The sequence below is a fragment of the Flavobacterium circumlabens genome, from assembly GCF_004345565.1.
Taxonomy (GTDB): Bacteria; Bacteroidota; Bacteroidia; order Flavobacteriales; family Flavobacteriaceae; genus Flavobacterium; species Flavobacterium circumlabens.
In genome coordinates this window covers 39,410-52,527 of the sequence record NZ_SLWA01000011.1, presented here as the reverse complement: position 1 = coordinate 52,527, position 13,118 = coordinate 39,410, and the positions used below count along the sequence as shown (strand labels likewise).

The following is a 13,118-nucleotide window of genomic DNA, read 5'->3' as shown; positions in this document are numbered from 1 at the left end:
TTTAATATCCTGGATTTTGTGCCCAGTTTCCACCGGCAAACTGAATTTCTTCAATAGGAAGTGGAAATAATTCGTTTTTATTCGCTTTAAAACCAGGTATTGTTCCTGCCGCTTTTCCTGTTCTTACCAAATCAAAGAAACGGTGTCCTTCTCCAAAAAGCTCTACTCTTCTTTCATTTAAAATTACATCAGTCAAAGAAGCTCCGGTAAGGTTTACATCATGATTATTGTCTCCAAAAGCACGTCTTCTTACCTGATTCAGATATTCTTTGGCTTTACCGTCATCAATCGTACCTCTGTTGTAAGCTTCTGCTGCCATTAATAAAACATCAGCGTAACGTATGGCTCTGTAATTATTTGGATTGGTCAGATTCAGGTCACCCTGAGCATTTCCACTTCTTTTTCTTGGAAGATATTTTCTATTGAAGAAACCTGTATCCTCATTCCCTTTTCCAAATTTAATTCCATTACCATTATCATAACTGGCATTGGCCAGCGCCCATGCTTTGATATCCAGTATCGCAACATCTTTACGCTTATCGCCAACCTGAAAAGCATCTGCACTTTCCTGTGTTGGAATATTAAAGCTAAAACCTGATGTAAAAAGTGGTCCGTCATATCCTCTTGCTCCGCTGAAACCTACAGCGACATTTCCTTCACTACATTGTAAACACGTAAAGCCTGCACCTTCAACATCTGTATACTGTACTTCAAAAACAGACTCTTTGCCATTTTCTCCCGCTTCTTCAAATATGGTATTATAATCAGATACGAGTGAATAGGTACCGGAATTAATTACTGCTTGTAAAATATTCGCAGCCGGAACAAATTTATTCTGGTACAAATAAGCTTTACCCAGTAAGGCCTGAGCTGCCCCTTTTGTAACTCTTCCTGTTTGAGAAGCAATTGGAGATAAATTAGCTGCCGCGAAAATTAAGTCAGCTTCAATAGAAGCATAAACTTCTGCAACGGAGGAGCGCGGAATCTTAGTTTCATCTCCAATTTTAAACCTCGCATCCCCTTTCATTGGAATACCACCAAACCATTTTACTAATTCAAATTGGTAGTAAGCCCTAAGAAAACGAGTTTCGGCTATTAGTTGTGTTTTACCCTCAAAATCCAGTTTATTCTGAAATTCAAGGATATAATTAGCTCTTTGAACACCTGCGAACATCCAGTTCCATACATCTTTCAGGTTGCTGTTTACCGGTGTATGAATCATATCGTCTACTTGCTGAAAACCAATAACATCTGTTGCATTTTCTCCACCGCAGAGTGTATTATCTGAAGCAATTTCTCCTAATAAAACATTTACGTAAGAAGACTGAAGCAAATCATAAGCTGCTATTAATGCCTGATCATAATCGGCTTTTGAATTAAAATAATTCTCAGAGTCAATGGAATATGGCGGAGTAGGATCAACAAATTCATCCGAACAGGAAATCGTTACGGCTGAAAATAATGTTAACATTACGATTGTTGTGTAAAAATATTTTTTCATTTTAATTGAAATTAAAAATTAATGTTTAAGCCCAATAAATAGGTTCTTGGAACAGGATAAAACCCATAATCAATTCCGGCACCAATAGGAGATTGAGACACTCCATCTCTATTTTGAGGTCCGGATGAAGCTCCCGGGTCAAAACCTTTATACTTTGTAAAAGTGTATAGGTTGTTTACCCCTGCATAAAGTCTTAACTTTGTTATTCCTGCTTTCAGCGTTACTTTCGGATCAAGTGAATATCCGATTTGTACATTCTGAATTCGTACGTAAGAAGCATCTTCTACAAAATAATCTGAAAAAATATTATTTGCAGTTGCGCCCGTTGTCACTCTTGGAGTCGAATTACTGGTACCTTCTCCTGTCCATCTGTCTAAAACATAATTCAAACGGTTGGTAGCGGTAACTGTTCTCTCGTAGTTTCTTACCATATCGTTTCCAATGGAAGCGAAAGTAAAAACAGCAAAATCGACATTTTTATAATTGAATTGTAAATTGAATCCCATTGTAGCTTCCGGAATAGGATCTCCTATATTCGTTTTATCTTTAGTATCCAGTATACCATCTCCATTTAAATCTGCAAAACGGATATCTCCCGGTGCTGCTTTGGCGCCAAGTCCTAATTGAGAAGGATGTGCATCGACTTCTGCCTGGTTTTGAAAAATTCCATCCATTTTATAGCCATAAAAATAACCTAACGGTTTTCCAACTTCCATACGGGAAGGCGCAGTTTGTCCGACCCCGAAAGCACCTCCTTCAATAAATCCGGTACCGTTGTTTACTGCTAATACTTCATTTTTAATGAACGTTACATTGTACCCCAGACTTAAAGAAAATGAATCTGAAAACTTTTCTTTATAATCAATCGAAAATTCAACTCCCGAGTTTCTAACCGTTCCGGCATTGAGTGTCGGAGGGCTTGCTCCCGGAGCTCCTGTACCGTTAATTCCTGAAACCGGAATATTTGGAATTAATAAATCTTTTCTGGTGTCAATAAAATAATCTGCAACAATAGAAATTTTATCATTAAACAGTTTCATATCTAAACCAGCATCGAATTTTCTGGCTTCTTCCCATTTTAGATCAGGATTTGGTACCTGCCCGGTTGCCTGTCCGCTTGCGAGCGTGCCGCCAAACACATAAGTTGCCTCACCATTTAAAAGGGCGATGTAGCCATAATTTGGAATCTGATCATTTCCTAAAGTACCGTAACTTGCTCTGAATTTCAAAAAATTAAGCGTTTTGGATTCTCCGAAGAAATTTTCATCAGAAACTACCCAACCTCCTGTAAAGGAAGGGAAATAACCCACTTTATTTCCGGGACCGAACTTGGTAGAAGCATCACGTCTGATCATTGCAGAAAACAAATATTTTCCTTTATAATCGTATTGTACTCTTCCGAAATAAGAAAGCCTTCTCTGATCGTAGACATATCCTCCGGTATTCAGCGAAACCGGCACTCCTTTTGTCAGCGTAAGATCTGCATATTCCCAGGAATTGTTCGGAACGTCAAATCCGGTAGCATTAAAACTGTTTCCCCATTGTTTGTAAATAGTATTACCTACTGTAGCTACAACATTATGATTTTCCGCAATTTTTGTTGAATATGTCCCAAAAAGGTCAAACGAATAATCATTATCATTCGTTGCAGTCTGAGTTACGGAACTTCTTAATACATCAAACACTTTATCACTAGGATTATTCCAGTACAAAAGCTTCTTTGCAAAAGATTTTCCTTCACTGTTTGCGGTATTAAAACCAATGGAAGACGATAAGGTAAATCCTTTGAAAATTTTATAATCCAGTCCAAAATTTCCATTGATTTTTTTATAATTATAGTCATTGTAGGTATTTTCAATTTGCGCTAAAGGATTAATAATTTCACCTCCAAATCCATTTACGGGCACTTTGGTAAAATCTCCATTGGCATCATATGGCTTCAGGGTTGCCGGTACATTTAATGCATTAAACAAAACAGATCCCAATCCGTTTTCATTTAATGTTTTCCTGTTGAAATAGGTATAAATAACATTCGTTTTTAATTTGAATTTATCGCTTAAGTCAGCACCAAGTGCTAATCTGGCCGTATTTCTTAAAAATCCTGATTTATCTCCTCCAACAATTCCTTCCTGATCTAAATGGGAACCACTCACAGAATACGTGATTCTTTCTGAACCTCCGGAGATCGTTAAATCATTATTAATAATTGGTGCGCCTTTCTGAAAAACTTCATCCTGCCAATTGGTGCCTTTTCCTAAACCGCTGACATTTGGATAAAGAATGGCTTGTCCTCCATTAGAATAACTTTCGTTGGACAACAAAGCATATTCTGTCGCATTTAAAGTTGGTACTTTTCTGGTCGTTTCCTGAAAACCTGCATAACTGTTAAAGGACACTTTTGTTTTAGAATTCTTTTTACCCATTTTGGTAGTAACGAGAATAACACCATTGGCTCCGATTGTTCCATAAATAGCAGCCTGTGCATCTTTTAAAACTGTAATCGTCTCTATATCGTTTGGATTCAGTATTCCTAAATCCCCAACATAACCATCGATAATTACCGTAGGCGCATTTTGCCCGTTAGTAGCAACACCACGAATACGGATGTCTAAAGGAGCACCCGGTGAACCGGACTGAGTGGTTACATTTACTCCCGAAATAGTTCCCTGTAAGGCTTGTTCTATTCTGGCCGGTTTTAAAAGATCAAGTGTTTTGCTGTCCAGAACGGCGACTGCACCGGTAAGTTCCCTTTTTTTCTGGCTACCGTAACCTATCACGACCACCTCATCTAACGATCGGGCGTCGTCACTCATTTTTACGGTAATTTTGGTACCCGAAACCACAACTTCCTGTGTTCGAAAACCAATGTAACTGAAAACAATTGTAGTTCCTTTTGGGAGACCTGATAATTTAAAAGATCCGTCAAAGTCTGTGGTTGTACTTTGCGATGAACTTTTAACTTTTACATTCACGCCAGGCAATGATAAACCTGAGCCATCCAGTACGGTTCCTGTTACATCAAGATTCTGCGAAAATGCAAAAGATGTAAACAGCAGCAATACCATTAGTAATAATTTAGATTTCATAATTAGTTAGTTTTTATTGAAAGCTAAATTTATCTTATCCTTTTAAGAATAAACTAAAATTAACCTCAACAAAAAACATACATCATAAAAAAAACCGATTAAAATTAAGATATAACAAAACAAGCCTACATTTTATAAGAAATTACTAATGTTAATTTAATTAACATTTAAATGTAAAAAGTACAATAAAACGTTAATGTTGTGGTGATGTATAGGTGTTTTTAATAGAATTTGACTTTCCTATACAGCCAGAATATACTCTACTAAACCGATTTCGTGCTGTAAATCCATTTTTTTACGCAAACGATATCTTTTTATCTCCACACTTCGAACGGAAATATTAAACAAAGGCGCTATTTCTTTCGAAGAAAGATTCAGTCTTAAGTATGCACAAAGGCGTAAATCATTCGGCGTTAATAAAGGATGGATTTGTTTGATTCTTTTTAAGAAATCCTTGTCGGCACTATCGAAGGCTTCCTTGAATATTTTCCACGAATCCTCCTCCGTAATATTATCGTTGATGGTTCTGATAACCGATTTGATATTCTTGCTGTCATCCTGAGTGGTTTTCTTTAAATCTTCCTTAATAAAAGTCAGCAGCTCATTTTTACTGTTTAAACTCATCGTCGAAACCGCCAGCTCCCTGTTTTTATTATCCACATCCTGAGACAATTGTTCGTTGCGAAGTTTCATGAGCTGTTGTTCATTCTCCAGCTCTTTTATCTCTAATAAAAGATTGTTCTCTTCAATTAATTTTTCCTTTTGTTTCTGATAGAAATTACGGTACGACTTGTTGATGAAATAAGCCAGGACAAGAATCAGCAGAAAATAAATAAAACAAGCCAGATTCGTCAGGTACCACGGTTTTAGAACCACAAAGGTATAAACAGCACTATTTTGCAAAATGGTATTGGCATATTTCGCCCTTACTTTGAAAGTGTATTTCCCGGGTGACAGATTTTTAAAATTAACAGACGATTTAGTACTCCATTCACTCCAGTCATTTTGAAATCCTTCCAGAAGATACTGATATTCGGTATTGATGTATTTATTGTACTCGGGAACCGTATAGTTTAAAGTGATATTATTTTCGGTTGATTTAAAACTTCCTTCTTCATTTAAAACAACATCGTTTAAAGTTTCATTTTGTTTATTGATCGAAATTTCAGCAATAGAAACGCTATAGTTCTTAAAGCTTAAATCATCAATGTTAAGAATATAATAGCCATCTGTAGTTCCGATTAAATAAGTTGATTTTGAAATCTGCCTGATATTCTCGAAACCTAGCATCGAATTGGTTAAGGAAGACGGAATCGGGATGATATTTTGTTTTAACTGATTACTAAGTTTGCTGGCAGAGAAATAATGAATGTAGTTCTTGGAAAAAAGCCATATCCGGTTAGCATCATCTACAATCAATTTACCGGATGTATATTCGTCTTTTTCGAAAATAGAGCTCAGCAAGGCATCTTTTTCAAATTGCTTTGAACTTGAATTTAATTTAAAAATTCCTTCTTTACAGGCATAATAAATAGAATTATTAAATTTTATTAAACTTGCATTTTTTCCTTTTTTTGGCGAAGAATAGGCATAGAATTCTTTTGTTTTTAAAAGAGACGGATCCAGTTTTAGCCTGAAAATACCTTTGTATTCATGGCTGACATACACTTCAAGAGTATTGGTGATTTCAAAATAACGGGAAGAATAATCAAAGCCTTTTATTTTATTTTTAAACTTCCATTCGCTTCCTTTTTTTTCCAAAACCGAAATCCCATAATAATTGCCCTGTAACAATTGATTTTCAGCATTAGGAATCCGCTCTAATTTCCAGGTGCCGGAACCCGAAAAAATGCTTTTTGCAGTGGTACGATCAATAATAAAAGTTCCCGAATCATGCCCGCAAAAAAGCGTATGATCGTAAACAAACAAGGACCAGACCTGACCTTTTGTTCCGCTTATAAACTGAAAATCTTCATTGCTTTTGTATTTCCTGCAAAACAACCCCTGATTTGTTCCTACGTATAATATGCCGTTGTATTCAATCGAAGCATATACGGTTCCCAAAACTCCCGTGTCATCTGTAAAACTATGCACCGGCGTCTGTAGGTTGATGCAATTGATTCCATTATCAAGGCCTATCCATACATTTTGGTCTTTATCTTCAAACAAAGACAAGGCTGTGTTGTTACTCAGGCCTTTACTTTGTGAAATGTGGTACTTTAACTGGCCTTGGTCTGATAAAATAAAAACACCGTTCGAAACTGTCCCCAGTGCATAACTCCCATCCTGAAGACGCTGGCTGCTGTACACAAAACTCGATTTTAATTCTGTGTCGACAGCGGTTCTAAATGGCGTTAAAGTTGCTCCCGAGAGTTTATAAAATCCATCCAGTTGGGTTTGAATCAGCAAACCATCGTCAAGGGTAAAAACATTTACAATAGTATATTTTTTTAAAACAGGATGATCAGAAATTAGTTTTCCTTTTCCGGCTTCTATCTCAAAAAGACCTTCATTTATAGTCTGATAATAAATAGAGGTTTTGGTACTAAACGATTTTATAACACCGTTTTTAGGGGAAATAATTTTGAAGCTTTTCGTTTTGGTATCGTAAATATAAATTCTGTTTAAGGACTGAAATAAAATCCACTGATCGTATTTTAAAATGTTCCAGAACTGCTCATCGTCAAGAATTTTAGCTTTGATTGTATCGCTTAGCGAGGTATATTTCAGTTTCCCGTTTGCCTGCCTGGTCCAGTAGCCAAAATTCATATAACATCCCGTGTAAATCTTATTATCGATTACTTTCACGGAACGCATAATCGTTTCATTTGGAGTTGGATATAATTTCCAATTGGTTCCGTTATATTCCAGAAGGCCTTCGTTATTGGCAAAATAGAGATAATTCTGTTCATCCTGCGAGATCATCCAGCTTTGGTTCCCGGCCCCGTAAATAGTCGATGGATATTTTACAATTGGCGGAAGTTCCTGAGAAAACAGGATTACATTCATCAAAAAACAAAGTATAGAAAATTTAGTTTTCAAGTTTAGCCGTAGTATTAATTTATTACAAAAACAGTTCTAAAATAGCTTATTTTATATTGAAACAACGAATTTTTAGTAAAAAAAAGAGCAATGCCGAAAACATGGCAATTTTGGAACAATTAGTTAAAATTTGGAACAATGGGATTAACAAAACTCAATTCAAAATTGATTACTTTTGTAGAAATTGACTTTTTTTATGCAAATTGACCTTTCTACACTCGACCCGAAACATAATATTATCATTAAAGGAGCACAAGTACATAACTTAAAAAATGTAGATGTAGCGATTCCCAGAAATAAACTTGTTGTCATTACAGGGCTTTCCGGATCCGGAAAATCGAGTCTGGCATTTGATACTTTATATGCTGAAGGACAAAGACGTTACGTGGAGAGTCTGTCTTCTTACGCGCGTCAGTTTTTGGGACGTTTAGACAAACCCAAAGTAGAATACATCAAAGGAATCGCTCCGGCGATTGCGATTGAGCAAAAAGTAAATACGACCAATGCAAGATCTACAGTAGGGACTTCGACTGAAATCTACGATTATATGAAACTTTTGTTTGCCAGAATTGGGCGTACTTATTCGCCAATTTCGGGTCAGGAAGTTAAAAAGAATACCGTTTCAGATGTCGTTTCAGATGTAAAAACATTAGAATTAGACAGTAAATGGCTTTTGTTGTCGCCTATTCACCTGGAAGAAGGCCGACAGCTGGAAGACAAACTAAAAGTACTTTTACAACAAGGTTTTGCCCGTATTTTAGTCAATAACGAAATGGTTCGTCTGGATGAATTTGAAGCTGCTGATCTTCATCAGTTAGACAATAAAGATATCCTTCTTATTATAGACCGAATCGTGGTCAAAGAAGAGGAAGAATTCTATAACCGTCTGGCAGATGCCGTACAGACTGCTTTTTTTGAAGGAAAAGGAATTTGTTATTTACAGGAATTAAACTCAGAAAAACGTTTTTCGTATTCTAATAATTTTGAATTGGATGGTATTACGTTTTTAGAACCAAATGTTCATTTATTTAGTTTTAACAATCCATACGGTGCCTGTCCGGTTTGCGAAGGATACGGAAATATTATCGGAATTGATGCTGATCTGGTTGTACCGAATACTTCGCTTTCTGTTTTTGAAAGTGCCGTTTATCCCTGGAGAGGCGACAGCATGAGCTGGTACAAAGACGAACTGGTCAAACATGCCTACAAATTTGATTTCCCGATTCATAAACCTTTTTTTGAATTATCAGAAGAACAAAAAGAGGTGCTCTGGAAAGGAAATCAGTATTTTCAGGGGCTAAATGATTTCTTCAGGGAATTAGAAGAAAAAAATTATAAGATTCAGAATCGGGTGATGCTGTCCCGTTACCGCGGAAAAACAAAATGTCATGCCTGTCGTGGAAAACGCTTACGCGTAGAAGCATCCTATGTAAAAATCAATGGAAAAACAGTTTCCGATTTAGTCGATTTACCGATCAAACACCTGGTTACTTTTTTCCAAAATATCGATTTAAACGTTTACGAACAGCAAATCGCAAAACGTTTAATGATCGAAATCAATAATCGCCTGTCATTTTTGACGGAAGTCGGGTTGGATTATCTTACCCTAAACAGAAACTCTGCCACACTTTCGGGAGGAGAATCACAACGAATCAATCTGGCGACCTCTCTGGGAAGCAGCCTGGTCGGGTCTATGTATATTTTGGATGAACCAAGTATTGGCCTGCATCCAAAAGATTCTGAACGATTGATTAAAGTTTTGCTTTCACTTCGTGATTTAGGCAATACGGTTATCGTGGTAGAACACGACGAAGATATTATGAAAGCGGCTGACATGATTATTGATATAGGCCCGGAAGCCGGTACCTATGGTGGTCATCTTGTCGCTCAGGGTACTTATGATGAAATATTAAAATCGGAGTCCTTAACGGCCAAATATTTAAATGGCGATTTAGAAATAGCGGTTCCCAAAAAGAGAAGAAAATTCAAAAATCATATTGAAATTATCGGTGCCAGGGAAAACAACCTGAAAAATATCAATGTTACTTTCCCTTTGGATGTTTTAACGGTGATCACTGGAGTTTCAGGAAGCGGAAAAAGTACGCTGATCAAAAAAATCCTGTTTCCTGCCATGCAGAAAAAGCTTGAAAACGCAGCAGAAAAAGCAGGTCAGTTTAGCGAAATAAAAGGCTCATTCTCTCAGATAAAACATATCGAATACGTAGATCAGAATCCAATTGGAAGGAGCTCGAGATCTAATCCCGTTACTTATATCAAAGCATATGATGATATCCGTGATTTGTATGCCAAAGAAAAATTATCTAAAATAAGAGGATATCAGGCCAAACATTTTTCTTTTAATGTTGACGGAGGCCGTTGCGAAACCTGTAAAGGAGAAGGCTCTATAAACGTCGAGATGGTCTTTATGGCCGATGTGCAGTTACCTTGTGAAACCTGCGGAGGCAAACGCTTTAAAAAAGAAGTTTTAGAAATTACTTTCGATGATAAAAACATCAATGACATTCTAACGATGACTATTGATGATGCGATTGCTTTTTTCGAAAAAAACAAACAGGCAAAAATCACTCAGAAATTACAGCCGCTTCAGGATGTAGGATTGGGATATGTTCAGTTAGGACAATCCTCTTCTACGCTGTCGGGAGGTGAAGCGCAACGTATCAAACTAGCTTCTTTTTTAGTAAAAGGTGCCACAAAAGACAAAGCCTTGTTTGTATTTGATGAACCTACAACCGGTTTGCATTTTCACGATATCAAAAAACTGCTGGCTTCTTTTGATGCCTTAATAGATAAAGGCCATTCCATTATTGTGATTGAACACAATCTTGATCTTATAAAATGTGCTGACTGGATTATTGATTTAGGCCCTGAAGGCGGAGAAAACGGCGGCCATTTATTAGCCGTAGGAACTCCGGAAGATATTGTGAAGGTAAAAGAATCTGTTACCGGAGTTTATCTGAAGGATAAATTATAATTTCTTTAAACTCATTAAAAAAATAAAGCGGCCAGAATAATAGAATTCTGGCCGCTTTATTTTCTAATAGCTTGTATTAAGCTACTAAACACCTTTCTTCAAAAGGCAATCCATCTTCATCAATTGCAACTAATATTTTTTTCTGCTTTGAGGCTTCTATTGTAAGATAAAGCCAGGCGAATGACCATAATCCTAAAGTCAGACAAAAAATAATAAAATTCAAACCATGATTGACAACCTTCCCTCCTTTTGACAGAACTGCAAAAAGCAATTCGTCATTTCTTTCTTCTAATGTAAACCCCTTGTGAACTTTCTTTGATATCATATTAGAAAATACCTGAAAGCTCTGTTCCTGACTCAGTTTATTGTTTCTCATAATGGGCAGATTAAATTAATCCAAATTGTGATATATAAATGTTAATTATTTCTAATACAGATAGGGATCTCCATATTAAACAAACACGTTAAAATTACTTTTATTGCATTTTCTAAGATATTTTCCATTAGATCTTCATACTAATATCAAATTCTTACATAAATTTAATTTTTATTAATCAAATAACAAAAAAAAAATATGTTAAAATTCAAACGTTAGAGAAGAAAATCAACAACTTAGCTCTTATTTACGACGTCAAAGCAGTTGGATTACAATTCCTTTTTAAATAATTTTCAGGATTGTTGTTGTGTTTTTATCCCTTAACGCTTTATAATGTAGGAAATAATCTCCAGTACTGCGACATTATAATGAATTCTGAAGATTTAATTTGACGAAGAACCTAACCAAAACAATATTGTAAGTTATTTCTTGTGAATATTTTTTCAGAAAAGAAACATACAATCAGCGACAAGTTTTTTGTACAAATGCAAACCTTAAAATTTGAGAATATTGAAGGCAGACATTGCCCAAATCGCGGTAAATGTGGTCAAATCTTATATAAAGTTCTCTAAATTTTAATTCCAACTCTTTTAAAAAGTCCCTGGATCACCTGATTAATCTCCGGAGAGATATTAAATTTATAATTCAGGTAAATATAAAGAATCGTTACTAAAACCGATTTTAAGGCGATGCTGATCAGCTGATAAAACGGAAACTCCCAAAAATAAAACACTAAGAATAAAGCAAATGTGATCAGAATAGAATGCATGGTTTGTTTTGTAAACGGATACAAATGAAGTTTCTTAACCACAAACTGCAATTTGGCTAAACTATATAATGTAATGGACAATAAAGTAGCAAATGCCGAACCTAAAATACCCGAAATTGGAATAAAAATCATATTTAGAACAAAGGTTAAAAACACCAACATCAATCCTAAGTACAGGACCATTCGGTAATATTTAGTATTAAAAATAATAGCATTATTATTTCCTAAAATCAAATCGAAGTATTTGGAAATTCCAATCATAAATACAACCGGAATTCCTCCGCTGTACTCTTTCGGCACCAATTCGTACAATTGATTGATATTTACAAAAATACACAGCATTACAAAACCACCCACAAACTGAAGGTTTATTGAGGTTTTCTTGTATAAACTATTTAATTCGTCGTGTTTGTTTTCATGCATTAATTTTGCAGTAATCGGATATACAATCTGATGCATGGCCCTACTTGGAACCGAAATAACCAACGCAATATAAGTTGCTACCGAATAATAAGCGATGTTCTCAATTTTCATATACTGATTCAGCATCAATTTATCTCCGTCTAAAAGAAGATTCGCTACACTTCCCGATAAAATAATAAAGAAAGTATACTCCATTACACTTTTTACGTTTTCCGGAATTGTAATCTGGAAATTGGGCCTTTTAATATAAAAGGCATAAAACATCGTGATAATAAAGGCAACAAAATAAATTACTGCTGTAACATAAACAAATTGCACCAAATTGATCCAGTGAAAATATAATCCGATCAAAGCAACAGTAGAAAATAACCTTAAACCGACTTCTTTTATAAAATTGCCAAAAACAGAATGCATATGTACTCTAGCCCAGGCATAAAAAATCTCAAAATAGGCCATACAAATCCCAATAAACGGAATGAGGTACATAAATTCCTTAACAACAGGATTTTCTTTCGAAACAAAAGCGGTAATATCATCAAAGAAGAACAAACCGATAATTCCTAACGGAATACACATGAGGATAGGAAACAATGCTGTAAACGACAGAAACTGCTCTCTTTCTTCTTCCGTTTTGTATTGGGAGTAAAACTTGACTAACGTATTTTGCATTCCGATAGCAAAAAGAGGCATAATCACATTTGCCGCAGAAAGAATATAGTTCGTTAAAGCATAATAGGTTGCGCCTAAAAAAACAGGATATAAGTAAAGTGTATTGATAGCCCCAATTCCGAAGCCGATATAAGTAATAATGGTGTTCTTGAAAGACTGATTTAAGACAATACCCATGTTTTTATTGCAGAGTTTAGATTGCAGAGTTTAGATTTTTGATTTTCTACTCTTTAATGATTTTTGAAATTATTATTGCCTTT

6 protein-coding genes are annotated in these 13,118 nt (G+C 35.6%); 1 reads left to right on the top strand and 5 read right to left on the bottom strand.

Translation table 11 applies throughout. From position 1 onward, the window contains the following. Position 1: 1 nt before the first annotated feature. The 3 genes from EV142_RS21080 to EV142_RS21070 form a co-directional block, all read right to left on the bottom strand. Positions 2 to 1,501, bottom strand: coding sequence for a RagB/SusD family nutrient uptake outer membrane protein (locus EV142_RS21080; RefSeq protein WP_132037819.1), 1,500 nt, complete (start codon positions 1,499 to 1,501; stop codon positions 2 to 4). A gap of 11 nt (positions 1,502 to 1,512) precedes the next feature. Beyond that, positions 1,513 to 4,587 (bottom strand): SusC/RagA family TonB-linked outer membrane protein, encoded by a 3,075-nt coding sequence (locus EV142_RS21075; RefSeq protein ID WP_132037818.1) that lies wholly within the window; start codon positions 4,585 to 4,587, stop codon positions 1,513 to 1,515. Between the two features lie 240 nt (positions 4,588 to 4,827). After that, positions 4,828 to 7,596: a triple tyrosine motif-containing protein gene (locus EV142_RS21070; RefSeq protein ID WP_132037817.1), complete on the bottom strand. Its 2,769-nt coding sequence runs from the start codon at positions 7,594 to 7,596 to the stop codon at positions 4,828 to 4,830. Positions 7,597 to 7,825: 229 nt separating this feature from the next. Here EV142_RS21070 and uvrA point away from each other — a divergent pair, with 229 nt between their 5' ends. Continuing rightward, the gene (uvrA, locus tag EV142_RS21065; protein WP_132037816.1) at positions 7,826 to 10,621 is read left to right on the top strand and encodes an excinuclease ABC subunit UvrA; all 2,796 of its coding nucleotides are present in this window, start codon (positions 7,826 to 7,828) and stop codon (positions 10,619 to 10,621) included. A 76-nt stretch (positions 10,622 to 10,697) separates the two neighbouring features. On the opposite strand, the gene EV142_RS21060 is transcribed toward uvrA, so the two are convergent. Beyond that, positions 10,698 to 10,997: a hypothetical protein gene (locus tag EV142_RS21060; protein ID WP_132037815.1), complete on the bottom strand. Its 300-nt coding sequence runs from the start codon at positions 10,995 to 10,997 to the stop codon at positions 10,698 to 10,700. Between the two features lie 568 nt (positions 10,998 to 11,565). Then, complete coding sequence (locus EV142_RS21055; RefSeq protein ID WP_132037814.1) at positions 11,566 to 13,035, bottom strand: lipopolysaccharide biosynthesis protein; 1,470 nt, start codon at positions 13,033 to 13,035, stop codon at positions 11,566 to 11,568. Between the last annotated feature and the right edge of the window lie 83 nt (positions 13,036 to 13,118).

Bases quoted from the DNA above. Each gene is read 5' to 3' on its own strand.
- EV142_RS21080 (WP_132037819.1), bottom strand. From the start codon at position 1,501: ATGAAAAAATATTTTTACACAACAATCGTAATGTTAACATTATTTTCA.
- EV142_RS21075 (WP_132037818.1), bottom strand. From the start codon at position 4,587: ATGAAATCTAAATTATTACTAATGGTATTGCTGCTGTTTACATCTTTT.
- EV142_RS21070 (WP_132037817.1), bottom strand. From the start codon at position 7,596: ATGAATGTAATCCTGTTTTCTCAGGAACTTCCGCCAATTGTAAAATAT.
- uvrA (WP_132037816.1), top strand. From the start codon at position 7,826: ATGCAAATTGACCTTTCTACACTCGACCCGAAACATAATATTATCATT.
- EV142_RS21060 (WP_132037815.1), bottom strand. From the start codon at position 10,997: ATGAGAAACAATAAACTGAGTCAGGAACAGAGCTTTCAGGTATTTTCT.
- EV142_RS21055 (WP_132037814.1), bottom strand. From the start codon at position 13,035: ATGGGTATTGTCTTAAATCAGTCTTTCAAGAACACCATTATTACTTAT.